At 29.5% G+C, this 23,819-nt stretch carries 21 protein-coding genes and 3 pseudogenes; 12 read left to right on the top strand and 12 right to left on the bottom strand.

Annotation, left to right across the window (positions count from 1 at the left end; all coding sequences use genetic code 11):
* Positions 1–1,152: a M20 aminoacylase family protein gene (locus FBF06_RS05365; RefSeq protein ID WP_002856210.1), complete on the top strand. Its 1,152-nt coding sequence runs from the start codon at positions 1–3 to the stop codon at positions 1,150–1,152.
* A gap of 3 nt (positions 1,153–1,155) precedes the next feature.
* Here FBF06_RS05365 and yaaA read toward each other — a convergent pair whose 3' ends face one another.
* Both yaaA and jlpA read right to left on the bottom strand, forming a co-directional pair.
* On the bottom strand, positions 1,156–1,896 hold the full coding sequence (gene yaaA, locus FBF06_RS05360; RefSeq protein WP_002856021.1) for a peroxide stress protein YaaA: 741 nt from the start codon (positions 1,894–1,896) through the stop codon (positions 1,156–1,158).
* A 91-nt stretch (positions 1,897–1,987) separates the two neighbouring features.
* Complete coding sequence (jlpA, locus tag FBF06_RS05355) at positions 1,988–3,106, bottom strand: lipoprotein adhesin JlpA (protein WP_009882608.1); 1,119 nt, start codon at positions 3,104–3,106, stop codon at positions 1,988–1,990.
* A gap of 219 nt (positions 3,107–3,325) precedes the next feature.
* Between jlpA and FBF06_RS05350 the strand changes: the two genes are divergently transcribed.
* Positions 3,326–4,165 (top strand): cysteine ABC transporter substrate-binding protein, encoded by an 840-nt coding sequence (locus FBF06_RS05350; RefSeq protein ID WP_052795976.1) that lies wholly within the window; start codon positions 3,326–3,328, stop codon positions 4,163–4,165.
* Positions 4,166–4,204: 39 nt separating this feature from the next.
* Entirely contained in the window at positions 4,205–5,452 is a 1,248-nt protein-coding gene (locus tag FBF06_RS05345) for an MFS transporter (RefSeq protein ID WP_002855823.1), read from the top strand.
* On the opposite strand, the gene FBF06_RS05340 is transcribed toward FBF06_RS05345, so the two are convergent.
* Positions 5,435–6,703 carry a M20/M25/M40 family metallo-hydrolase gene (locus tag FBF06_RS05340; RefSeq protein ID WP_002856444.1) on the bottom strand — a complete coding sequence of 423 codons (1,269 nt, stop codon included), beginning with the start codon at positions 6,701–6,703 and terminating at the stop codon, positions 5,435–5,437. The genes FBF06_RS05345 and FBF06_RS05340 overlap by 18 nt on opposite strands.
* A gap of 67 nt (positions 6,704–6,770) precedes the next feature.
* Between FBF06_RS05340 and FBF06_RS05335 the strand changes: the two genes are divergently transcribed.
* Positions 6,771–7,298 carry a thermonuclease family protein gene (locus FBF06_RS05335; RefSeq protein ID WP_052795977.1) on the top strand — a complete coding sequence of 176 codons (528 nt, stop codon included), beginning with the start codon at positions 6,771–6,773 and terminating at the stop codon, positions 7,296–7,298.
* Positions 7,299–7,306: 8 nt separating this feature from the next.
* A complete protein-coding gene (locus FBF06_RS05330; protein WP_002855981.1) occupies positions 7,307–7,480 on the top strand; it encodes a hypothetical protein in 174 nt (57 codons plus the stop codon).
* On the opposite strand, the gene FBF06_RS05325 is transcribed toward FBF06_RS05330, so the two are convergent.
* The 6 genes and pseudogenes from FBF06_RS05325 to FBF06_RS05300 all read right to left on the bottom strand — a co-directional run bounded on the left by FBF06_RS05325 (position 7,481) and on the right by FBF06_RS05300 (position 16,379).
* On the bottom strand, positions 7,481–8,059 hold the full coding sequence (locus FBF06_RS05325; RefSeq protein WP_052795978.1) for a hypothetical protein: 579 nt from the start codon (positions 8,057–8,059) through the stop codon (positions 7,481–7,483).
* 72 nt (positions 8,060–8,131) lie between these two features.
* A complete protein-coding gene (gene cmoB, locus FBF06_RS05320; RefSeq protein WP_079460385.1) occupies positions 8,132–9,022 on the bottom strand; it encodes a tRNA 5-methoxyuridine(34)/uridine 5-oxyacetic acid(34) synthase CmoB in 891 nt (296 codons plus the stop codon).
* An 82-nt stretch (positions 9,023–9,104) separates the two neighbouring features.
* Positions 9,105–10,833 (bottom strand): annotated as a pseudogene (locus FBF06_RS05315) (ShlB/FhaC/HecB family hemolysin secretion/activation protein).
* A gap of 320 nt (positions 10,834–11,153) precedes the next feature.
* Positions 11,154–11,846 carry a hypothetical protein gene (locus tag FBF06_RS09775; RefSeq protein WP_057041267.1) on the bottom strand — a complete coding sequence of 231 codons (693 nt, stop codon included), beginning with the start codon at positions 11,844–11,846 and terminating at the stop codon, positions 11,154–11,156.
* Positions 11,847–11,998: 152 nt separating this feature from the next.
* Positions 11,999–13,804 carry a filamentous hemagglutinin N-terminal domain-containing protein gene (locus tag FBF06_RS09770; RefSeq protein ID WP_224374552.1) on the bottom strand — a complete coding sequence of 602 codons (1,806 nt, stop codon included), beginning with the start codon at positions 13,802–13,804 and terminating at the stop codon, positions 11,999–12,001.
* Between the two features lie 425 nt (positions 13,805–14,229).
* Positions 14,230–16,379 (bottom strand): annotated as a pseudogene (locus tag FBF06_RS05300) (hypothetical protein).
* Positions 16,380–16,521: 142 nt separating this feature from the next.
* Here FBF06_RS05300 and FBF06_RS05295 point away from each other — a divergent pair.
* Positions 16,522–16,895 (top strand): annotated as a pseudogene (locus FBF06_RS05295) (thioesterase family protein).
* Here FBF06_RS05295 and FBF06_RS05290 read toward each other — a convergent pair.
* From FBF06_RS05290 to FBF06_RS05280, 3 genes are read right to left on the bottom strand one after another with little or no spacing between them, the layout of a single operon-like run.
* The gene (locus FBF06_RS05290; RefSeq protein ID WP_002865964.1) at positions 16,887–18,077 is read right to left on the bottom strand and encodes a hypothetical protein; all 1,191 of its coding nucleotides are present in this window, start codon (positions 18,075–18,077) and stop codon (positions 16,887–16,889) included. The pseudogene FBF06_RS05295 and the gene FBF06_RS05290 overlap by 9 nt on opposite strands.
* Positions 18,074–18,682 (bottom strand): uracil-DNA glycosylase family protein, encoded by a 609-nt coding sequence (locus tag FBF06_RS05285; RefSeq protein WP_002853338.1) that lies wholly within the window; start codon positions 18,680–18,682, stop codon positions 18,074–18,076. The genes FBF06_RS05290 and FBF06_RS05285 overlap by 4 nt, the downstream gene beginning before the upstream one ends.
* Positions 18,679–19,158, bottom strand: a complete 480-nt coding sequence (locus FBF06_RS05280) for a GNAT family N-acetyltransferase (protein ID WP_002867426.1) — start codon at positions 19,156–19,158, stop codon at positions 18,679–18,681. Before FBF06_RS05280 ends, FBF06_RS05285 begins: the two co-directional genes overlap by 4 nt.
* A gap of 130 nt (positions 19,159–19,288) precedes the next feature.
* On the opposite strand from FBF06_RS05280, the gene rpmH reads away from it, so the two are divergent.
* Genes rpmH through mnmE form a run of 6 tightly spaced genes read left to right on the top strand, consistent with a single transcriptional unit; the run spans position 19,289 to position 23,809 of the window.
* Positions 19,289–19,423: a 50S ribosomal protein L34 gene (gene rpmH / locus FBF06_RS05275; RefSeq protein ID WP_002776864.1), complete on the top strand. Its 135-nt coding sequence runs from the start codon at positions 19,289–19,291 to the stop codon at positions 19,421–19,423.
* A complete protein-coding gene (gene rnpA / locus FBF06_RS05270) occupies positions 19,420–19,746 on the top strand; it encodes a ribonuclease P protein component (RefSeq protein WP_002860715.1) in 327 nt (108 codons plus the stop codon). The genes rpmH and rnpA overlap by 4 nt, the downstream gene beginning before the upstream one ends.
* Positions 19,743–20,084 (top strand): membrane protein insertion efficiency factor YidD, encoded by a 342-nt coding sequence (yidD, locus tag FBF06_RS05265; protein ID WP_002869899.1) that lies wholly within the window; start codon positions 19,743–19,745, stop codon positions 20,082–20,084. The genes rnpA and yidD overlap by 4 nt, the downstream gene beginning before the upstream one ends.
* Entirely contained in the window at positions 20,081–21,673 is a 1,593-nt protein-coding gene (gene yidC / locus FBF06_RS05260) for a membrane protein insertase YidC (RefSeq protein ID WP_052795982.1), read from the top strand. The genes yidD and yidC overlap by 4 nt, the downstream gene beginning before the upstream one ends.
* Entirely contained in the window at positions 21,670–22,488 is an 819-nt protein-coding gene (locus FBF06_RS05255; RefSeq protein ID WP_004308457.1) for a Jag N-terminal domain-containing protein, read from the top strand. The genes yidC and FBF06_RS05255 overlap by 4 nt, the downstream gene beginning before the upstream one ends.
* Positions 22,481–23,809, top strand: coding sequence for a tRNA uridine-5-carboxymethylaminomethyl(34) synthesis GTPase MnmE (gene mnmE / locus FBF06_RS05250; RefSeq protein ID WP_100623955.1), 1,329 nt, complete (start codon positions 22,481–22,483; stop codon positions 23,807–23,809). Before FBF06_RS05255 ends, mnmE begins: the two co-directional genes overlap by 8 nt.
* Positions 23,810–23,819: the final 10 nt, after the last annotated feature.

The following is a 23,819-nucleotide window of genomic DNA, read 5'->3' as shown; positions in this document are numbered from 1 at the left end:
ATGAATTTAATTCCAGAAATACTAGACTTACAAGGCGAATTTGAAAAAATTCGTCATCAAATTCATGAAAATCCTGAGCTTGGTTTTGATGAATTATATACTGCAAAATTAGTGGCACAAAAATTAAAAGAATTTGGTTATGAGGTTTATGAAGAAATAGGAAAAACAGGCGTTGTGGGGGTTTTAAAAAAGGGAAATAGCAATAAAAAAATAGGACTTCGTGCAGATATGGATGCTTTGCCTTTGCAAGAATGCACAAATTTGCCTTATAAAAGCAAAAAAGAAAATGTAATGCATGCTTGCGGTCATGATGGACATACTACTTCTTTATTGCTTGCTGCAAAGTATTTAGCAAGTCAGAATTTTAATGGTACTCTAAATCTTTATTTTCAACCTGCTGAAGAGGGTTTGGGTGGCGCTAAGGCGATGATAGAAGATGGATTGTTTGAAAAATTTGATAGTGATTATGTTTTTGGATGGCATAATATGCCTTTTGGTAGTGATAAGAAATTTTATCTTAAAAAAGGTGCGATGATGGCTTCTTCGGATAGTTATAGCATTGAAGTTATTGGAAGAGGTGGTCATGGAAGTGCTCCAGAAAAAGCAAAAGATCCTATTTATGCTGCTTCTTTGCTTGTGGTGGCTTTGCAAAGTATAGTATCTCGCAATGTTGATCCTCAAAATTCAGCAGTTGTAAGCATAGGAGCTTTTAATGCAGGACATGCTTTTAATATCATTCCAGATATTGCAACGATTAAAATGAGTGTTAGAGCATTAGATAATGAAACTAGAAAGCTAACTGAAGAAAAAATTTATAAAATTTGTAAAGGTATTGCACAGGCTAATGATATAGAGATTAAAATCAATAAAAATGTTGTTGCACCAGTGACTATGAATAACGATGAAGCTGTGGATTTTGCTAGTGAGGTTGCAAAAGAATTATTTGGCGAAAAAAATTGTGAATTTAATCATCGTCCTTTAATGGCAAGTGAGGATTTTGGATTTTTTTGCGAAATGAAAAAATGTGCCTATGCTTTTTTAGAAAATGAAAACGACATTTATTTACATAATTCTAGTTATGTTTTTAATGATAAGCTTTTAGCTAGGGCTGCAAGTTATTATGCGAAGCTAGTTTTAAAATACTTAAAATAAAAACTAATCTAGAATTTCAAGCACAATTTCTTCCTTTAAACCTTTGATTTGAATTTCTTTGAGTTTTAGGTTTGAAGGAAGGTTTGCTAAAAGCTCTTTATTGTTTTTTACTTGGTTTTTTGCACTTATGGAGAGTAAAATTCCCCTATAAGCTTTAGCAAAATGACTGATGACTTTACCATTTTTTACAAATTTATAAGTATAAAATTTCTTTTTTGGGGTGTAGAATTTATCATAAAATCCTGCTCTAAGGTCAAGTATTTCCTCATTTTCTAAGTATGCATCTAAGGCTTTACTAAAATGTTCTTTATAAAATTTCTCTATGGCAAAATTTCCTATTTTAGCCCCTTGCTTGAATTTATAAAAGGGTAGGGTATCATTAGCTCTTACAACGCCAAAAAGATTAGAAAATATAAGAGTATTTTCTAAAATATAAGCTTGGCTTTTTTTATCTAAGGCTTTAAAATTAAGATATTCATAACTTACCCCAGTGTAAAGCAATATAGCTTCTTGAGTGGGAGCTTGTTTTAAGTCGTGTTTAAATTTATCAATTTCATTTTCATTTTTAATGCCAAAAAGTTCTTGTAAATTCTGTAAACTTGCGTTTTTGATAAATTCTTCATAATGCTTTAAAGCTTTTATTCTATAAGGAAATAATTCTTTAAATATAAATGAGTTTTCATTGATAGGATTTTTTACGCAATTTTCATTTTTGCTTTCACTAGGGGAGAATAAAATTTTCATTTTAGCCTTTTTTGTTAATATTATGAAAACATTAAGAGCAAAGAATTTAATCTTGCTTTTAATGTTTTTGAAGTTTTTATCATTTTAAAATTTAAAATGACGCTCCGCCCATTAACATAGAAAACATGATAAATGGAAGTATAATTTTTAACGCTTCTGTGGCGTCTTGATTGTTGATGCTTAGTTTTTCTATGCTGTCGATTCCCTGTGTGCTATAGTCACTAACAGGGATGTTTTTAAATTTTAAATCAAGATTGAGTTTATAATCATCATTTTGAGTGATATTGTTTAAAATAGCTAAAGCTTTATCAAAGATTAATGCTTGTTCTTCATTTTGACTTTGAGCTTTTAAGGTTTGTAAATTTTCCTTAGCAGTTGCTATATAGCTACTAAATACGCCTTCGGTTTTAAGAGTTGAATCAATTTTAAAATTATTTAAGATGATGTATTTTTGGATTGTATTGCTAAAATCTGAAGCTTGTTCGTAGTTTACCATATTAAGAAGTTCATTGATAGCTTGTTCATCCATAGCTAAAGTTTGAGTGTTAAATTTTATACCCTTAGAATCAAGGTAATTAAGTAAATCTTCTTTTAGATTTATATTTAGATTTGTATTGAAATTTAATTTTGCGTTATAAAATTTTATATCAAGATTATCTAGATAATTGTTTTCTTGTTTGTTTATGGAGTTATCAAATGATAAAGTATAAGAATCCGAGCTTAATTTATTGATAAAAGAGCTGATTTTTGGATCTTGTTGAAATAAGCTTGCATTGATGTCACTAACAACTTTTTCTCCAAGTTTAAAATCTTCAAAAACCAAATTTGATTGTATGCTTTTTTGGTTTTTAAAAAGATCGTTGTAATATTCTTTAATGCTAATTGATGTATTTGTTTCGCCTTTGTAAATTTCATTTGAGCGAATTTTGATATTTTTTGCTTGAAATAGTTCTTGATACTCATCGTTATTATCTTTTGCAAGAGTTTTGAAATTTGGACTTAAACACGCTATAAAATCACCATCTGCATTGCATTTAAAATCTGAGAATTCAATCTTTATTCCAGAATCCTGAGAAAGGCTTGCAATTTCTTGTTTAACTGTTTGATTTAGTTGATTTTCATATTTTTTAACTGTTTTTTCATCTATGGAATTTCCGCAAGCTGAAAACAAAACAGCTATTCCAATAGAGAGAAAAATACCTTTTTTCATAGTTTTCTCCTTAAAAATTTAAAAAAAAGATTATATCTTTTTTTACTTAAAATTTAAACAATGCTAAAAGAGAGTGTGAGATTAATTACATTTTTACACATAGGAAAATCTTTTTAGTTTGTTTCAAATGCATTATTTATAATTTTAAGTATAATTAACTTTGCAATTATTATATATTTTTGCAATAGCTTTAAGCTTATTTTTAAAGAAAGGAAATGTATGAAAAAAATACTTCTAAGTGTTTTAACGACCTTTGTTGCAGTAGTATTGGCTGCTTGTGGAGGAAATTCTGACTCTAAAACTTTAAATTCTCTTGATAAGATCAAGCAAAATGGAGTTGTTAGGATTGGGGTATTTGGCGATAAACCACCTTTTGGTTATGTGGATGAAAAAGGAAACAATCAAGGCTATGATATAGCTTTAGCTAAACGCATAGCAAAAGAACTTTTTGGCGATGAAAATAAGGTGCAATTTGTTCTTGTTGAAGCTGCAAATAGGGTTGAGTTTTTAAAATCAAATAAAGTAGATATTATTTTGGCTAATTTTACTCAAACTCCGCAAAGAGCCGAGCAGGTTGATTTTTGCTTGCCTTATATGAAGGTAGCTTTAGGCGTAGCTGTACCAAAGGATAGTAATATAACTAGCGTAGAAGATTTAAAAGATAAAACCTTGCTTTTAAACAAAGGCACAACAGCAGATGCTTATTTTACGCAAGATTATCCTAATATTAAAACTTTAAAATATGATCAAAATACCGAAACCTTTGCCGCTTTGATGGATAAAAGAGGCGATGCTTTAAGTCATGATAATACCTTACTTTTTGCTTGGGTGAAAGATCATCCTGATTTTAAAATGGGTATCAAAGAGTTAGGTAACAAAGATGTTATCGCACCAGCGGTTAAAAAAGGCGATAAAGAACTTAAAGAATTTATCGATAATTTGATCATCAAACTAGGCCAAGAGCAGTTTTTTCACAAGGCTTATGATGAAACTTTAAAAGCTCATTTTGGAGATGATGTTAAGGCTGATGATGTAGTGATTGAAGGTGGAAAAATTTAATAAAGGGCTTTTTGCCCTTTAGTTGATTTAGGATAAAATATGCAAAAAAAATACAAAAATATTATTTATGCTTCTTTGGGTGGAATTTTAGAATTTTATGATTTTGTGCTTTTTGCCTTTTTTTTGGATATTTTTGCTAAGGTATTCTTTCCGCAAAATGATGCTTTTTGGATGCAGATAAATGCTTATATAGCCTTTGGTGCTGCTTATTTAGCGCGTCCTTTTGGTTCTATTGTGATGGCACATTTTGCTGATAGATATGGAAGAAAGAATATTTTTTATATTTCTATGCTTTTGATGGTTTTGCCTAGTTTTGCTTTAGCTTTTTTACCAAGTTATGAAAGTATAGGTATATTTGCTACTTTGATTTTATTTACTATTCGTATTTTGCAAGGTTTAGCCGTTGGAACTGAGGTGAGCGGAGCTTGGATTTATGTGAGCGAATTTGTCAAAGGGCGTCAAATTCCTTTAGCTCTTGGTTTTATTTCAGCGACTTTAACCATAGGTTTATTGCTAGGAAATATTGCCACTTTAGGCATAAGATCTTATTTTACCCCAGAAGAAGTTCAAAGCTATGCTTGGAGAATTCCTTTTATCATAGGAGGATTTTTTGGAATTTTAGCTTTGTTTTTAAGAAATAAACTCAGCGAAACTCCAGAATTTATAAAAGTTCAAAATGAAAAGAAAATTTTAAATTTTCCATTGTTTGAAGCTTTAAAAACTCATAAAATGAGTATGCTTGTTTGTTTTTTAATGACCATGGTTTTAACAAGCGGTGTGGCAACTTTGATGATTTTGCCTAAGTATTTTGAAAGTCTTTTAGCTATGAGTAAAACTTCTGCTTTATGGGTGCAAAATTTTGCTATTTTAGCGGTGATTTTTGGAGCTTTATTTCAAGGTTTTTTAGCAAGCAAATGGGGAAGCTATAAAATTTGCTCTATTTTTAGTATAGCTTTTATTATCTTTGGTATGTTTTTTAGTTTTTATGATGAGAATTTTTTATTTTATTTTTTACTGGCTTGTTTTGCACAAGGTATTATTACTTTCGCGCCTGTTTTTATGACGCAAATTTTTAAAAGCGAACTTAAATTTAGTGGGCTTAGTTTTGCTTATAATATTTCTTATGCGATTTTAGGCTTTTTAACCCCTTTTATAGTTAATGCTTTTTATAAAGAGTATTTAGGTATTTATCTTGCTATAGTGGGATTTTGCTCCTTGCTTTGTGTGTTTTTGTTAAAACGCGTTTTTGCAAGAAGCAAGATTAAAGAATTAAGCATTGTCTTTTAAAACTTCAAAAACAACCTTAGATATTTTTTCAACTGAAGCGATTTCACAATGCTCATCAGTTGAATGAGGATTATGGATATTTGGGCCTATAGAAGCACATAAAAGCTCTTGTTTTTTCTCTATAATACCACACTCAAGTCCTGCATGGATAGCTGAAACTTTGGCATTAGGCGATACTTTTTTAAGTGCTTTAAAAACCATGTCGCTAAGTGTGTTTGGTTTGCCTTCCCAAGGCGGATAGAAATTAAAACTTCTTACTTTAAAATCAAAAGCTTTGAAAAATTCTAAAGTTTCAAATTCTACTTGCTTAAGCCCATCAAGTATATTAGATCTTGCAAAAAGTGCAAATTTGATTTGTTGGTTTTCCATTCTTAAAGTAGCTAGGTTAATACTTGTTTGAACCATGCCTAGATTTTCATCATAAGCTCTAACTCCATGAGTGAAAGAATTTATAAGACTTAAAAGTTTTTTGCTTTGATCGCAAATTTCAAATTCGCCTTCTTCTTTAAATTCGCATTTTATCCAGTTGTTGCTTTTTACTTCATTTTTAAAATGCACTAAAGCTTTGGCGTGTTTAGGTATAGAATTGATTCTTTCTCCACCTTCAAAAGAAATGATTTCTCCTTCATTTTCTTGTATGAATTTAGCCATTTCTTTGATGGAACTTTTTTCGTTGCGTATGATATTTATGCCTGAGTGTCCACCTTTAAAATTTTGTGCACAAAGCTCATAAATTTTACCTTTTTTTCTAAGGGTATTAAAAGACAAACTTGCTTCTATATCTACTCCACCTGCACAGCCTATCATGATCTCATCATCGCTTTCATGATCTAAATTTAAAAGCATTTTAGATTCTAAAGTGTGCTCGAGTGAATTCACTCCCATGAGTCCTACTTCTTCATCGTTTGTAAAAAGACACTCTAAATTTTCAAATTCAGCCATAGCGCTCATCATGATGGCTATACCTATACCATTATCTGCGCCAAGACTTGAATTTTTGGCTCTTAAAAAGCCATTTTCTTCATAAACTTCTAAGTTTGGTGCATCACCCATGCAGACCATATCATAATGGCTTTGTAGACAAATTTTTGGTTTGCCTTTTATGGCATGAATATTTCCTGCTTTATCTACACTCACTTTAAAGCCTTTATCTTTAGCATAAGAGCTTAAAAATTCTTTCATTTGTTCTGTTTCATAACTGCAATGAGGAATTTTGCATAATTGTTTAAAATTTTCTATAACATTTTGCATTTTATCTCCTTTGTTTTGATAAAATTATGGCATATTTTTTAAAATTTAAAGGCAAAATGATTAAAAAATGAGAATAAATTATAAAAAATTATTTAATCTAAGAAAATTATTAAGTGATCCAAAAAAACTTTTTTCTGTATTAATCTTCACTCTTGTAGTTGTTTTTATCCAGAACTATATTGCCCAAAATTCTAGTTTTGAAGGAAAAGTAGTTAGAATTATTGATGGAGATACTATAGAAGTTAATCATGAAAACAAACTCGCTAGAATAAGATTTTTTGGTATAGATGCACCAGAACTTAAACAAAGTTTTGGAAAGCAATCAAAAGAAGCTTTAAGTAGAATTTTAAGCGGCAAACAAGTTGAAATTATTTATAAAAATAAAGATACTTATGGTAGAATTGTTGCTATTGTAAAGCTTAATGACGTTGATATTAATCGATTTTTAGTAAGCAAAGGCTATGCTTGGGCTGATACTTACTATAGTAACGCTTATATCAAAGAACAAGAAAATGCTAAGAAAAATCATTTAGGTCTTTGGAAAGAGGGTGATCCTATAGAGCCTTATAAATGGAGAAAACACAATAAATTCTAAGGAAAAACATGAAAAAATATACTTTAATGATACTATTAGCTTTAGGAATTTCTGGATGTTTTGTAAATGAAAGAGGGATTTCAAATCGTTTTTATGATGATTGTAAAGAGTATTATGATGGAAGCGGAACTTATCATAAGGATTGCCCAAAAAATTGGGTGGATATTAAAATGACTCCTTGATTATTTTCTACCCACAGAGGCCATTAATGCAGCTGCTACGGCTTCTGGATTGTTGATTTTGGCGCCTTGTTCTTGATTTTCTGTAGGTTTAACAGTGTTAAGTGGCGGACGCTTGAGTTTAAATATATGCTCATCAGTGCTAACAACTTGTATCGTTCCTTCAAACATTTTAATTTCTTTAACATGTCCAACCACTTTTACATCTCTTTTTTTGGAGGTTTCGTCAAAAAGTGCATGAGCTTCAAGTTCTAAAACATCGCCTAATTTAAGCGGAGCATAAAAAAAACATTTTGATCCAATAATCACTGAAAATTCTTTATTGATAGAGGCTTGTGCTACATAGTTTGCTGCAGCGAAAATAAAGGCATCAAAAATCAATCCTTGATCATCTGCTACCATTTCGCTTGTGGTTATTAAAATTGATTTGGCATAGTTTTTATCAATTTCGATAATGGTTCCAGCAAGTGAGGTGTTTAATTCAGGACAAGTGAGTAATTCTGCTCTAACGCGAGATATATCTTCTGCAGATGCGTATTCTTCAAGTTGTGCATATTCTTCAAAATTATCTTTTTTTGCCATATCTAACCTTTAAATTCTACTTATCTACTTCAAAATATCTAAAATTCAATATCGGCAAAAAATAAAAAGAATTTATATTTTAATGCGTATATAAACTCTTTTGGGTGCTTCATAGCCTTCAATGGTAAGATTTTTATCCTTTGGATCTAAGAAATTTTCCAGCGAAAAAGAGTCTATCCATTCTGTTTTTCTTTGTTCGTTTTCATCGGTTTTTTTTGTAGCCAAAACTTCAAATTCTTTAAATCCTGCTCTTTCACACCAGTTTTTTAATGCACTAATGCTTGGTACAAAATAAATATTTGGAATTTTAGAATAAGTTTTATTAGGCACAAGAGCGATTTCTCTCTCATCTTCTATATACATGGTATCTAAAAAAACAACTCCATTTTTATTAAGTCCTGCTTTTAAATCTTTTAGCATTTTTATAGGATCACTTCTATGATAAATCACCCCAAGACAGAAAATCACATCAAATTTCAAGCCATAGCTTGGAAGATCTTCTACGCCTAAAAGTTCGTATTTTATAGGAGTTTTAGCTAAAGCGTTAATGAGTTCAAATTGCAAACGGTATTTGATAGAAGGATCAAAACCTATGAGTTTTGCAGGATTAAATTCAAGCATTTTAAACATATAATAACCATTATTACAGCCTATATCAGCAACGCATTTTTGAGAAATTTCGTTCATGAAAGGCTTTAGAATGTTGAATTTAATAAAACTTTGCCATTCTGTATCGATGAAAAGATCGTCTATTTTAAAAGGACCTTTTCTCCATGGCTTGAGTTCTTTTGTTATAGCTAAGATTTCATCTTTGGCTTGAGAATTTGTAGATAAATTTACACTATCATCTAAAGAAAAATTACAAGCAAGATTGAGAGCTTTAAGTTCTTGAATTTTAGCGTATAAAGGGTGACTTAGAAATTGTTTTTCGAGTAAATTTTCTTGCATTTTTATCCTTGACATTTGCTTTTAATGCTAAATTATAACATTAAAAGCTTTTATGGCAATATAAATTATATGCATTAAATATTTGATCAAAAATAACTCAAAAATACTTTCTAAAGATTACATAAGCTTTAGAACTATAATCATCATCTAGCTTATACTTCTTTAAAGCTCTAGCTAAATCAAGCTTGACATAAAAATTCCCTGTTTTATTATAAAGCAGTTGTAAACCATAAGCATCTATATAGTTTGTATAAGAATCATTCTCATACCAAGAATAACTTATATCATAAAAAGGAGTAATATAAAAAATCTTTTAAAGGAGTAGCCATTCTAAGTCCAAAGCTGGCCACTACAGCATTATCTCCTTCTCCATCTCCATTATTATAAGCCCTTACTCCATAAGGACCTCCTAAAGATATGGTTTCACTACTATCTAATGTAGATCATTGATAACTTGTTGATAATTTAAACTAAAAAGATGAGTAAAGGTATCATTAAGGAAATAAGCATTGTTAAGATTGACATTGAGTTTAGCAAATTTTCCAAATTCTACTCCACCTACTTTGCTTGTTCCTATACCTACTATAGTCATACCTTCATCTTTAACATTACCATAGCTTATTAGCACTATAAGAAAAACTATCATTACTAATACCATTATAAACTCCTTCTATACCAAAGCTTATTGTATCAGAGCTTTTATCAAAAGTTAAAATATCAAATTTAGAATCACGAAGCTTTTTATGATAATAACTTGAAGTTAAATAAAAAGAATTATAAGTCGTAATCCCCAAAGGATATTTTAAATTTATACCTAGATTTTCAGAAATTCCTATAAAGTCAAATTCTCTCCAAATTCCCCATAAAGCATAGTTTCCTTTAGAATAGCTTCGAGTGATTTTTAAATTCCCCAAGAAAGTAGTATAATTTATACCATAGTTAGTTTGTGCTTCATCGCTTCTTTGCAAGTAAGCATTAGACTATCTCCTTGATGAGCTATGTTATTAAAACTCATGCTAGTACCACCCCTATATCTGCCTGATTCTTTTATACCGTAATTATCCCCATAAAACAATACAGAAACAAAGCTATCACTAGGGGTAGTTTCTATCACTATATCTGTGTCACCTAGATTATCTCCTGCTTTTAAAGAAGCAAGAGTTTGTATCCCATACATTTCATTGACTTTATAAACTGCATCTTCTACTAATTTAGTAGTGATGATTTCGCCTTTTATGATTAGGTAATTTACTTTCTATAGCATAATCTCTTACACTAGAATTGTTTTGAACCACATATTTACCTAAAACACCTAAGGTGATATTGATTTGAATTTGATCTTTTAATTCTTGTTGTGGGATATAAGCTGTAGCAGCAGGATAACCACTAACTTGAACATAATAAGAAATAATATTGGCTATATCTTGTAAGTCTTGAACTGAAATACTTTCTTTTTTGTAATCGTTTAAGGCTTCTTGTAAAACTTGCTCATCTAAACCTAGATCTTTAAAGTTTATGTTTTTATTGGTAATATGAAAGCTAAAGCTAACTTTATGAATTGATTCTTCTTTAGAAGTATTTTTTAAAGAAGGAGTGTTTGAATTTGGGGTTTTAGTTTTTAAAGTATTATCATTAGACAAATTAGGTTGATTTTTTTGAGTGTTGTTATTATCTTTTTGAGTGTTTTTCTTTGTGTTGATGGTTTTTGAATTATTATTATCACTAGTATTAGAATGATCTATGATAATCACTCCATCTTTTACTTTTAAAGTGTTGTTGTAGTTTTTTAAGTTAGCATCTTCTTTATAAGGAGATTGTTCTAACATTTGTATGGTTTTTTATTATCTCTTTAGTATCGCTAGCATAAAGGCTTAAGATAGCTAAACTAGATAGTAAGATAATGCGTTTCATTTGTGTTTTTCCTTTTTAATGATTTCATAAGAGCTTGTTTTATAGATTTAGTTTTTAATCTTTTTTATTTTTTGCTTTTTCTGTTTTTATTTTTTCTTTCTTTTTATCTTTTTATTTTTCTTTATTTTTTATATTTGTTTGATTGATTATCAATCTTTTTTGATTTTTAATCTTTAAATTTTGTTTTATTAATTTTTAACAAGATCCAAAAGGCTTTTAACCTTTTGGAATTTAATTATCTTGAGCAAGGATTTCCTGCTTTAAAATTATCTGATACTATACAAGCATTACCACTTAATTGAGTGCTGGCTTCATCTACTGTAGGTTCTTTATCATCTTCATCTTGTTTTAAAACACTTTTATCCATTTGAGTAAGTAAAGCTTCAGAGAAAGGAAGTGGAGCATTTGCTTCAGGATTGCTTGTATCTCCACCTTCATTATTTGGCTTATCTAAAACAGAATCTAAAGAAGCTAGTTTAGTATCAAATTCTCCTTTGATGCTAAAATGATTATTACTTTGAGATAAGGCTTGTGTTTTATAAGATTTTAAAGTATCATCAAATTTATAAGTATCAAGATATCCTTGTGCTTTAGCATAAAGATCATTTACTTTGTTTTTAAGTGAAATAAATTCTGCATCTTTAGAACTTGCTGCACCTTGATTGATTAAAGCTACGTAAGCATTGTAAGCATCAATGGCTTTATCAAGATCTTCTTTGGTGTTTTGAAAGTCATTGTAGTTATTTACAAGATTGTTTACATTTCTTATGAGTGCTTGTATGTTTGTTTTTGCTTGAAGGATATTTTTAATTTCTGTTACACCTTTATTTTGAAGATAAGTATTTGTAAAATCACTTCCTAAAGCTTCCATGAAATCAAAGCTTTGATTTAGGGTATTGATATCATTGCTATCTATATGCACATTCATAGGATTGTCATTGACATTAATCCAAGAATCTACATTAGCATCTGCTAAAATACTATTAATGACATCTTTATCAATATCATCTTGAGAGATTTTATTGTTAGTTTCACTGGTAACCAGTTCTTGGTTAGCATTTGGGTTGATATCAGGAACTTCTACTGTAAAATCTGTAGTAAAGATAAGATTTCCATTTTTATCTTTTTCATATCTTTTAATTTGTCTAAAACTACATTTTTAAAGTTTTCATTTGCACTAGCTTGTTCGATATAACTGTGAATATTAATTTTACCATCTTGACCTGCATCATCAAAGCCAGAAACTAGATTCCAAAAACCATTATCAACATATTTATTAGAATCTGTAAAATCAGTATTATATTTGTATATATGGATGTTATCGGGTTTATTTAATTTATTTGCATTAAGAGCAACAAACAATCCAACACTACCATCTGAACCATCTGAAATAATTTCTGTATTTTTATTTAAAAATATATAGATATTGGAGAAAGTTGTATAACCTGAGATATTTCTAAGATATCCTATAAATCCCCCTACATAGGTTCCCAATTTACTATTACCACTCATATTTCCTATATTATTTAAGTTAATATTTATAAATTTATCATCATCTCCAACTTCTCCAGCAAATCCACCTATATAATCACCACCGTCAATATTACCTATATTATTCAAACTAATATTTGTAAAAGTACCATAGGTATTCCCAGTAAATCCACCTGCATTATAACTATTTGATTTTATACCGCCACCCTTATAATCTACAGTTAAATCTTTTATTACACTATTATTGCTATTATCGTCACCTATATAACCAAACAACCCTGTATTATTTATATCATTTCTTACTGTCGTATCTATATTAATATTACTTAAAGTATGACCATTGCCATTAAAATTTGCATAAAAAACATGACTATCATCTTTCCTTACTATCATATTCACACCTTGAAGCTCACTATTTCCTGCTACATTGAAATTTGCATAATTTTGTCCTGTGCAAACTCCTTCTGAGTTACAATTTGCCCCAAAGTCAATATCAGAAATCAGATCAAAGGTATCCACAGATTTCATACCTGTTTTACCTTCATTTATCCCCTTTGCGAAATAAGCCCAGTCTTCTACATTGGCTATAGTGGTTTTTTTAGTCATTTGAATTGTTTGTAAATAGTTCGTTAAACCATTGTAGTTTTGAGCTTGAACTCTGCTATCAAGATTGTTCGTATTGTTTTTATAAACATCTGTAGTTGATTGTCTTAAAGTAGCTGCAGTTTGAGCTGATACGATAATACTATTTGCATTTTTAATGCTTCTTACATTAACCTTAACCTTATCTCCTACAAATTGGACTTTACCATTATCTTGGAGATTGAAATTTCCCACTCCATCTGCCCCTACATTGCCCACCTCATTCCCAATAATTAAAACATCATTAGCCTTGATATTTCCCATATTAATCACATTGCCTTTATTGGCTGTAAATTTAGGAGAGAACACAGGACTTTCAAAGGTACTTCTATCTGCAAATTCTTGCATCGCTTTGCTATCTATACTTGAAGTAGACACTCCAAATTTATTTGCATTGATAGTTCCACTTTTGCCTATAACCACACCATTAGGATTGATAAGATAAACATTATTACCTGTAGCATTAAGTAAACCATCTATTGTAGAACTTTTGGTTCCATAAGCAATGTTTAGGTAGTTTTGGTTAGTTTTTCCTTGTCTAAAATTTACAGTTTCACCCTTAGCTATATTAAAACCACCACCCCATTGGATAACAGAATTTACTTTATTACCTGTAATATTCATGGTATTACCATTTACATTTATAGTTCCACTTGTTCCATGAGTGAACTTACCCCCACTTGGTAAAGCATAGCTTTGGGAGAAAAGTAAAGAACTTACAACAATTGATAAAACGATTTTATTGTTTTTCATGGTTTATCCTTTCTTGGTTTGGTTTGGTTCTAAGAACTTATCTTTGTTTTTCTTTTTTTCTTTTTTTATCTGTTTGTTTTATTTTTTCTTTTTAAAAACAAAAATAAGTTCTTAATCCTAGATTTCTCTAGGATTATTAATTGTTGATAACTTTGATTTGTTATTGTTTTTATTGTCCATCCTTATTTACTTTATCTTTGCGTAAATGCTTTTGCCATCTTGAGATATTCTTGCTTCGTAAGAAAGCTTTTGTAAATTCATCTTTTTTAATCTATCTATAGAACTTAGTTTAAAATCTTCTTTGTTTTTTGCATTTTTTCAATAAAGCTTTGAAGTTCTTCTTGATTTAAAGTATTAGAGTTTTCATCTATAAAACCTTGCTCACTTTGTAAGATTAAGATTTCTTTATTTTTAAGGTAGGGGTATTACTCTTTGAGGGTATAAAGAGCCAATACTCCCTCGCTAGAAATATTAATAGGAGCATCGTATGACTTCAAAAGGGGAGTTGTGTTGATTTTATTGGATACAATAAGATAATAATGCTCAAAGTTATTAATAATTCTAGCTTCAACTTTAGTATTTAAAATCAGTCTATTGTTTTACTTAAACTGATATCTGAAGGAGCTATAAAAACAGAATTGTTATTTTTATACTCATCAAGATTGAGATTGTTTATGATTAAGGTATTATCATGGCCATTGTTTGAAAGTCCAGCTATAATACTTAAAATTCCTTCTCTTTTATCTGAAGCTACACCAAATAAAGTATCATTGATAATGATTTTATTATAAGCAGCTTCATTATAAGCCATAATCAAATAAGCATTATCAGCTGCATTAGAAGAATAGTTTTTTATATCTATGATATTATGATTAGCTTTATCTAAAGCTCTTATGATGATTTTAGAACCTTTATCTATATTACTTGCATCAGTAATGCTTTGAATATTGTTATAATTTATAGTATTATAAGAAGCTTCTTTGGCTTCTGTTAATACAGTTAGATTTCTAAAAGAAGCAAAATCTTTAATCGATACTTTATTGTTATTAGCACTACTAGGATAAAAGTCTTGATTATTAAGAAGGTTTTTCTTGGCTGTATAAATGTATATAGGTAAGGTTGACATAGAATTATTAATATAAACTTTATTATAATCCGCACTGCCTTCTAAGGTTCTAGCAGCTATAATATTTAAAGCATCTTTATAGCTTTGAGAAAGATCGGTTGTGGTAAGATCGTTTTTAATGTTAATGGTATTATGATTAACTCCTTTAGTTGCAAAGTCACCATAAAAAGAATGTTGGTTATAACCTAAGAAGTTATTAGCGATTTCTAAAGGATGTTTTAATTCTATGTTTAAGGTATTATAATTTACTTCTCCATTATTATAAGCTCCTGCGTAGAAGTTAAACAAAGCTTGGGCAAAAATGTTCTCATTGTTTTTATTTTTTTTAGGTTTTTAATATCTTTTAGATTGATAGTATTATCTAAGGCTTGTCTTTGTTCGGTTTTTCCACCCCAAAAATCAGCAAATAAAACAGAATTATAAGCTAGGGGTTGTTTATCATGGTTCATATACATATCAAGATTAAAACCATCTATGTCTAAAAGGTTTTTACTGGCTTGAAAGTTTTTATCTGTTCCACTATCTATATAACCTGCGCTAATATGAGCAGCTAAACTAGCATAAGCTTTGCTTGGACCATGGATAATCATATTAGCATCTTTGATAAAGATTTTATTGTTTTTTACATTGCCCTGATAAGCTAAACCACCTACAAGGTGAGTGATTCTTTCATCAAAGGTATTATTACCATTTTTATCTTTTTTAGGCAAGGAAGTAAAAAACTCCACACTACTACCTGCTTCTATATTTAAACTATTATTTGTAGAATCTCTATAAGTGGCTATAGCTCCGATTAAATAAGGAGAACCATTTAAGGCTAAATCATAAGTGTTCTCAACTCCCATACTAATATGGGCATCTTTTTGAAGTATGGTTTGGTTATAGCTTGCATTACTATAATGAGTAAAGGTAGAACTCATTAAGAAATTCATGCGTTGATTGCTTTTGGAATTACTAGGGTTTTTATATGAGTATCTTTAGGTTTAAGATAAAAAACCGAACTAAGTTCTCCTTGTTCTAATATAAGTTTGTTATAACTTGCATCAGCATGATCGGTTTTTGCTGTGATTAAAAAAGGAAGCACTCTAACTGTTTTTTATACTACGATCGGCTGTATTAACACCATGCCTTGCTTTAAAAGAAAGAACTTCATCTTCTCTCATATCAGGAGTAAGTAAATAATGTTTAAAATTTAAATCGTTTATATTTGTAATATTTAGTTTATGATTGTTAAATATTGTTAATATATTGTTTAGAACTCTTAGCATAATAATTTATACCTTGGAATTTTTTATAAGTAGAATTGGTTTTATCATAAAGTTCGTTATCATTAAAATAATGCTTTGGAATATTGAAATTTCGATTGTCTGTAGTATTTGCTTGAGTGGCTGCAAAAGCGTTGATGCTTAAGAAGGTAACAATGGAAAGTTTAAAACAAAATTTCTCTATACCCCCTCCCAGTGAAGTTAAAAAGCTTTATTAAATTAAGATTGGACGGAATTTTTTAATATAAACTAAAAAGCGATATCAAAGAATTTCCGTTGTATAATCTAATGTTTTTTAAATGTGAAATATTTTTTAAGGTAAAGCGATGAAAATGCGTGTGTATTATGAAGATACTGATGCGGGTGGAGTGGTGTATCATAGTAATTATTTAAAATTTTGCGAGAGAGTAAGAAGTGAAATTTTTTTCAATAAAAAAGTAGATATTTTGATGCGTCTAAGGGACATTTTTTACTTACAAAAGCAAATTGCAATTTCTTAAAACCTGCAAAACTTGGAGATATGATAGAAATTAAAACAAAAATTTTAGAAGTCAAAAATGCTTCTGTGGAAATTTTACAAGAAATTTATAAAGATGAAATTTTGTTTTTTAAAATGGAATTAACTTTAGCTTTTATTAAAAACGAAAAACCAGCTAGAATGGATATGCAGTTAAAAAAGCTCTTTGAAGAATTATTTTAATTCTTCAAAGCTTGCTTGCTTACCTTGCATAAGACGCACTTTGTAATCAACTTGAGAATTTTTGATTTTCTCATCAAATAAACTTTCGCTTTTTTTATTTAGGAATTCGGTATAAAAGTAATCAACTCCTATGCTAGTAGCATAAGCAATCCAGTTATAATCTATACTTTGATTAAAAATTTCATTAAGATAGACTAAGTTATCATCGTGGTTATTGATAGAATTAGCAATGATAAAATTTTCTCTATCTCCTTGTTGTGTTAAACTTAAAAATGTTGGATTATAGTTGATTTGAGTGGATAAAAGCACATAAGGATGAATGTTATAAATTCTTAGTTGAGAACTTGCTAGAGCTGTTTTGATCAATGGAGTGTTAAAAAATATTGAGGCATTATTAACTCCACCTTGTGATCTTAAAAGCCTGCTGAAATCAAGCTTCTCGCCTTCTATGGTATATATTCTAGCATTATTATTTTGAGCAAGAATTCTTGAATTTAGATTGCTTGATAAGGCAGAGCCATCGCTAAATATTGCGATATTAGCATTTGATTTGCTTAAAAGTGTGGCAATTTGAGCATCATAGTCAATACTTCCAAAAATAATATTTTGATTTGAAATTTGTATGTTGTTTTTATGGATAGTCGGTATGAAAATTTTCATATTTCCTGAGTAATTTTTCAACTCATTAGCACCTTTTAAGGTAAATCCAGCTATGGCATACTGATATCCTTGAGCTTGTGCTGCATCAAGCGCGGCTCGAATTTTATCACTATCTTCTGTGCCGGTTAAAAAAACTTTTACTTTGATTTCAGCTCTTTGTCTTAAAAGATAGGCTATGCTTGAATTTATTATAGTATTTGAGTAGCTTTTTATGGTTTTTTCTGGGATAATTATCGCAAGTTTGACAGAAGTAATTTTTTGAACATTTTTTTCAAAATCAGTAATGGAATTTAATAATTTTGCATAAACATTAGATAAAAATTGATCGTTTTGATCTGCAAATTCACTTAAAAAACTGAGATACAATCTTGACTCTAAAAGATCAAAAAGACAATTTGTGTTGCATTCTTGAACGCTTAATTTAGGATAAAAATTTTCAACGGGTTTTACATCGACTAATTTTTGCTCTTTTGCATTAAGCAAAAAGCAAGATAAGAAAAATATTAAAAATATTTTTTTCATAAAAATCCTTTAATTTTTTTTAAATCTTGTATAAAATTTTTTTCATAACTTGGATTTTTTTCTATAAAATCTAAATCATAACTTGGCATTATGAAAAAATTTTTATAAGCAAAAACTTCACCTTTTAAAATGTGATAATCTTTAAATCCCAAGCTTTTAAATGTATATTCTCCTAGACAAAGCAAAAAAGCAGGTTGAATCAGTTTTAGTTCGTTCCAGAAAAATGGTAAGCAAGATTGTAGCGAAAAATCATCAAATTTTCCATTACAAAAACATTTAAATAAATAAGAAAAATAAAAATCTTCATCGCAAAGCCCTAAAATTTGATAAATATAGTGTTTTAATTTTTCACCTTTTTTTGAATTAAGTAAAATTCCGCTTTCATTTTCACTCTTTTGCCCAAAAACATCAAGAATTAGCAATTTGGCATTTTTTATCTTAGGTTCCATAAGACTAAATTTTCTTGTTTTGGAAAATTGGCATAAGGTGCAAGATGAAACAAGTTGTTTTAATTCTTGAAAATTTTGTACTTGTTCAAAGTGGTTTGTATGTGTATCAACAAAGTTAAATCCCATAGCTTTTAAATAATAAAGACTTCTTATCATAAATCACACAATTTTTCTAAATTTTCTCCACTTAGACGATAATTTCTCCATTGTTTAAGATGTTTAGCGTTTAAACTTTCATAAAAATTAATACCTAAAATATTATCATTTAAGCAAACCCAGTCGAGTCTTTTTAAATTTTCTTTTTTGCAAATTTCTCCTAAAAATTTAAACACAGCTTTTCCATAACCTTTTTTACGAAAATTTTCTCGTATATAAATATCTTCAAGATAAATTCCACCGCTGCCCCAAAAAGACGAAAAAGTATAAAAATAAATCATATAGCCTATAGTTTTTTCATTTTCTTTTAACAAAAAAGCACGAGCAAATTTATTTTTTAGTAAAGAATGTTCCAGTTTTTCTTTCGTGCATTGAAGAAAATCTAACATATCTTCGTATTTTGCAAATTCTATGATCATTTCTTGTAAAATATCTAAATCTTCTTGTCTTAAATCAATAATTTTAAATTCTGACATTTTTAACCTTTTAAAAATAATTTCAAAATTTATCAAAAGAATTTAAAAATTACTCTTAATCAAAAGCAATTTATAAGTAAGATTAAGATAAAATACAAGTTTATTTTATAATTTTTTAAGGAAAAATCAAATGAAAAGAACTTATCAGCCACATGGCACTCCAAGAAAACGTACTCATGGTTTTCGTGTTCGTATGAAAACTAAAAATGGTCGCAAGGTGATCAATGCAAGACGCGCTAAAGGTAGAAAAAGACTTGCTGTGTGAAAAATTTTGATAAATTTAGCACAAACGAGGAATTTTCATCTGTATACAAAATAGGTAAAAAATGGCATTGCGAAGGTGTGATTATTTTTTATCTGAATAGTTATGAAAAAAAAATAGCAGTTGTTGCTAGTAAAAAAGTTGGAAAAGCAGTGGTTAGAAATCGTTCAAAACGAATTTTAAGGGCTTTGTTTGCTAAGTTTGAAAGATATCTTCAAGATGGCAAATATATTTTTGTAGCTAAAAATGAAATCACTGAACTTTCTTTTTCTAGGTTAGAAAAAAATCTAAAATGGGGATTGAAAAAACTAGAATGTTTCAAATGATATGCCTAAAAATACTCCGTTTTTATCAGAAATTCTTAAGCCCTTTAAAACCCGCTGCTTGTAGGTATTATCCTAGTTGTTCTGAGTATGCGCTTTGGCAGTTTCAAAAAAAGAATTTTTTTCTAGCTTTTTTTTCTACTTTTTTTAGAGTTTTAAGATGCAACCCTTTTTTTAAAGGGGGTTTTGATTATCCTAGAGTTTCTAAAAATTTTTATCCTATAAATTTATGTTTTAAGCCTATATTTTTAGCAAAAAAACAACTTTGTTTTTTATATATACCTTATAAAAATAAAAGTTTTTATCTTATAAAAATCATCTTTAAAAGGACAAATCAGTGAATAATTCAAATAATATTTTTCAGCAAAAGCGTATACTTTTAGCTGTTGTGATCTCTTTTTTATTTTTTGTTGTTTACGATTATTTTTTCATTCCAAAACAACCTTTAAAAATAGAACAAAACATTACACAACAAAATCAACAAAACACAAGCATAAATAACACTCCTAATATACAAAATACCACCACAAATACTCCAAGTGCAGCTTTAGTTTCACAAGATAGTGTGATATCTAAGGTTCAAAGCAAGCATTTTGAAGCACAAATTGACTCTTTTGGTAGAATTTCTGCTTTTTATTTAAAAGATAAAAAATACCAAAATGAGAAAGGAGAATTTATAAATCTTGTTAGCAAGGAAAATAGTCCTTATCCTTTAGAAATGCGTTTTAGTGATCCAAGTATTAACTCAGAGGCTTTTAAAATTCCTTATGTTGCTAACGCTAGCAATCTTTTTGTTGATGAAAATGGAAGTCAAGTTTTAAAACTCACTCAAAATCTTTCTGGATTGAAAATCGAAAAAGATATTACTTTTTATCCAAAAGGAAATTATGAGATAGAAGTTAAACTCAGCAAGAATGCAAATTATTTTATAAGTCCAGGATATCGTCCAAATATTGCCGTAGATAGTTATACAGTTCATGGTGCTTTGGTAATGGATAATAAAGAAACCATCGAAACTTATAAAGATGGAGATGTAGAAAAGGATGAAAGTGCTAATAATGTCGTAATGACTTCGGCTTTTGATAGATACTATGCAACTTTCTTTTATAATTTTGATAAACCTTTAAATGTGGCAATCAGCAAGGATGCTAATCAAAACCCTATAGTTTTTGCTTATAATGATAATGAATTTAAAGCAGGGGGCTATATAGGCTCTAAAGAACATGTGATTTTAAGAAGTATAGATCCACGCCTTGAAGCAGTTGTTGAATATGGTTGGTTTACTTTTATTGCTAAGCCTATGTTTGAGTTTTTGAATTTCTTGCATCAGTATATAGGAAATTGGGGTTGGGCTATCGTTGTGATGACTTTAATTGTGCGTATTATTTTATTCCCGCTAACTTATAAGTCTATGATTTCTATGAATAAACTTAAAGATCTTGCTCCTAAAATGAAAGATATTAGAGAGCGTTATAAAGGCGATCCACAAAAAATGAATATGCACATGATGGAGCTTTATAAAAAACATGGTGCAAATCCTATGAGTGGTTGTTTGCCTATACTTTTACAAATTCCTATTTTCTTTGCTATTTATCGCGTTTTGCTTAATGCTATTGAGCTAAAAGCAGCTCCTTGGGCGTTTTGGATACATGATTTATCGGTAATGGATCCTTATTTCATTTTGCCTATTTTAATGGGTGCAACGATGTTTTTACAACAACTTATTACACCTATGACTATACAAGATCCTATGCAAGCTAAGATTATGAAATTTTTACCAGTGATTTTTACTTTTTTCTTTATCACTTTCCCAGCAGGACTTACGCTTTATTGGTTTGTAAATAACCTTTGTTCTTTGGTTCAACAATGGGTTATCAATAAAATATTTGCTAAAGAACATCACAAAAAACAAGCGGAGCATGAAAAATGAAAATCGAAGCCATTGATCTTCAAAGTGCCTTAACAGAAGCTTCAAGAAGTTTAGAATGTTCTGTGATGGACTTAGAATATGAGATTATTCAGCATCCAAGAAAAGGTTTTTTTGGATTTGGAAGAAAAAAGGCAATTATAGAGGCTAAAGCAAAAAAAAGGATTTTGAAAAAAAATCCTAAAAAAGAATTTACAAGTTCAAAAAATCACAAACCAGAAACACATGAGCCAAAACAAGAAAACAAGATTGAAACAAAAAATGAAAAAAATAAAAGTCAAAAAGAAAAATACACAGTAAAAAGTGATGAAATTTTTGATAGTTTTCATCGAGAAAGCAAAGGAGTGCGTAATACTCAGGATATTTTAGACGAGATTCGTATTCAGCTTGTAAAACTTTTAGAAAGCTCCCAGTTTAAAATAGAGCTTAGTGAACTTAGAATGTATGATGAAGATTGTGTTTTGATTCGATTGGATGGGGAAGATGCTGCTTTGATGATAGGCAAAGAAGCACATCGTTACAAGGCTATTTCTTATCTTTTGCATAATTGGATCAATTTAAAATATAATCTTTTAGTGCGCCTTGAGATTGCTCAATTTTTAGAAAATCAAATTCAAGGTATGCAGCTTTATTTACAAAGCGTGATTGAAAAAATTAAAATTCATGGACGCGGACAAACCAAACCTTTAGATGGGGTTTTGATAAAAATCGCTTTAGAGCAGTTAAGAGCTGAATTTCCAGATAAGTATGTAGGAATTAAGCAAAATAATGATCAAAGATTTGTTGTAATAAACGACTTTTTCAAAAAAGATGAGTGATACTATAGCGGCTATTGCCACAGCTCATGGTGTGGGTTCGATTTCTATTGTAAGATTAAGCGGTGAAAGGGCTTTAGAATTTGCCTTAAAGCTTAGCCATAAAACCAAACTCACCCCCCGCCATGCTACTTTTACAAAACTTTTTAATCAAAATAATGAAATTATCGATGAAGCTATAATGATATATTTTAAAGCCCCTTATAGTTTTACAGGGGAAGATATAGTAGAGTTTCAAACTCATGGAGGATTTAGTGTGAGTGAAGTTTTACTCGAAGAACTTGTGAGTTTAGGAGCAAGACTTGCTTTAGCAGGGGAATTTAGCAAAAGAGCGTGTTTAAATGGCAAAATGACTCCTTTAAAAGCTTTAAATATACAAGATCTCATACTTTCAAAATCTGCACTTGCAGCTAAAATTATAGCACGCAACATGCAAGGAAACTTAGGAGAACTTTTAGAAAAAATTCGCACAGATTTGGTTAAAACTTTAGCTTTTGTAGAAACTAGTATTGATTATGCTGATGATGATTTACCTTCTGATTTATTAGAACAAATTTCTACTATGTGTGAAGAAAATTCTAAAATTTTAAAAGAAATTTATACACTTTCTCAAAGCAAAAAAGGACTCATAGAAGGTTTTAAAATCGCTATTGTAGGTAAGCCAAATGTAGGCAAATCTTCGCTTTTAAATGCCTTGCTTTCTTATGAAAGAGCTATTGTTTCAGATATAGCAGGCACCACTCGTGATACTATAGAAGAGAGCTTTAAATTAGGAACGCATTTATTACGCATTATAGATACAGCGGGTATTAGGGAAAGTAAAGATGCTATAGAACAAATCGGCGTAGCTTTAAGTAAAAAAAGTTTAGAAGATGCAGATATTATTTTGGCAGTCTTTGATGCTTCAAGAGTGCGAGATAAAGAAGATGAGAAAATTTTTGACTTATTAGCAAATACTGATAAAAAAATTTTTTGGATTTTAAATAAAAGTGATTTAGAAAATGTTTTCAAAAATACTCAAAATAAAAATTTTATCAAGCTTAGTGCTCAAAAAGACATCACTTTGTTAAAAGAAGAATTGCAAAATTATCTTAATTCTTTTGATAGCGAAGGTATTATGGTAAGTTCTTTAGATCTTATTAATGCTTGTAAAATTTCAAGTGAAGCGATTTTTAGAGCTAAGGGGCTTTTAGGGGAAAGTTCTTTAGAGCTTTTTGCTTTTGAGCTTAATTTAGCTATTAATGAACTTGCAAGATTTACCAAAAATTTTCAAAGAGATGAAATTTTAGACGAAATGTTTGGTAATTTTTGTTTAGGAAAATGAAAGGATAAAA

It is taken from the genome of Campylobacter sp. CFSAN093227 (genome assembly GCF_012897855.1).
GTDB lineage: Bacteria > Campylobacterota > Campylobacteria > Campylobacterales > Campylobacteraceae > Campylobacter_D > Campylobacter_D jejuni.
Note: the sequence above shows the minus strand (reverse complement) of the source record. Positions and strands in the feature narration are given on the sequence as shown.

Bases quoted from the DNA above. Each gene is read 5' to 3' on its own strand.
- yidD (WP_002869899.1), top strand. From the start codon at position 19,743: ATGATATGCCTAAAAATACTCCGTTTTTATCAGAAATTCTTAAGCCCT.
- FBF06_RS05325 (WP_052795978.1), bottom strand. From the start codon at position 8,059: ATGGCAAAAAAAGATAATTTTGAAGAATATGCACAACTTGAAGAATAC.
- FBF06_RS05340 (WP_002856444.1), bottom strand. From the start codon at position 6,703: ATGCAAAATGTTATAGAAAATTTTAAACAATTATGCAAAATTCCTCAT.
- FBF06_RS05330 (WP_002855981.1), top strand. From the start codon at position 7,307: ATGAAAAAATATACTTTAATGATACTATTAGCTTTAGGAATTTCTGGA.
- FBF06_RS09775 (WP_057041267.1), bottom strand. From the start codon at position 11,846: ATGAATGTGCATATAGATAGCAATGATATCAATACCCTAAATCAAAGC.
- cmoB (WP_079460385.1), bottom strand. From the start codon at position 9,022: ATGTCAAGGATAAAAATGCAAGAAAATTTACTCGAAAAACAATTTCTA.
- FBF06_RS05285 (WP_002853338.1), bottom strand. From the start codon at position 18,682: ATGATAAGAAGTCTTTATTATTTAAAAGCTATGGGATTTAACTTTGTT.
- FBF06_RS05280 (WP_002867426.1), bottom strand. From the start codon at position 19,158: ATGTCAGAATTTAAAATTATTGATTTAAGACAAGAAGATTTAGATATT.
- FBF06_RS05350 (WP_052795976.1), top strand. From the start codon at position 3,326: ATGAAAAAAATACTTCTAAGTGTTTTAACGACCTTTGTTGCAGTAGTA.
- yaaA (WP_002856021.1), bottom strand. From the start codon at position 1,896: ATGAAAATTTTATTCTCCCCTAGTGAAAGCAAAAATGAAAATTGCGTA.
- FBF06_RS05255 (WP_004308457.1), top strand. From the start codon at position 21,670: ATGAAAATCGAAGCCATTGATCTTCAAAGTGCCTTAACAGAAGCTTCA.
- jlpA (WP_009882608.1), bottom strand. From the start codon at position 3,106: ATGAAAAAAGGTATTTTTCTCTCTATTGGAATAGCTGTTTTGTTTTCA.
- FBF06_RS09770 (WP_224374552.1), bottom strand. From the start codon at position 13,804: ATGAAAAACAATAAAATCGTTTTATCAATTGTTGTAAGTTCTTTACTT.
- rpmH (WP_002776864.1), top strand. From the start codon at position 19,289: ATGAAAAGAACTTATCAGCCACATGGCACTCCAAGAAAACGTACTCAT.
- FBF06_RS05365 (WP_002856210.1), top strand. From the start codon at position 1: ATGAATTTAATTCCAGAAATACTAGACTTACAAGGCGAATTTGAAAAA.
- FBF06_RS05335 (WP_052795977.1), top strand. From the start codon at position 6,771: ATGAGAATAAATTATAAAAAATTATTTAATCTAAGAAAATTATTAAGT.
- FBF06_RS05345 (WP_002855823.1), top strand. From the start codon at position 4,205: ATGCAAAAAAAATACAAAAATATTATTTATGCTTCTTTGGGTGGAATT.
- mnmE (WP_100623955.1), top strand. From the start codon at position 22,481: ATGAGTGATACTATAGCGGCTATTGCCACAGCTCATGGTGTGGGTTCG.
- FBF06_RS05290 (WP_002865964.1), bottom strand. From the start codon at position 18,077: ATGAAAAAAATATTTTTAATATTTTTCTTATCTTGCTTTTTGCTTAAT.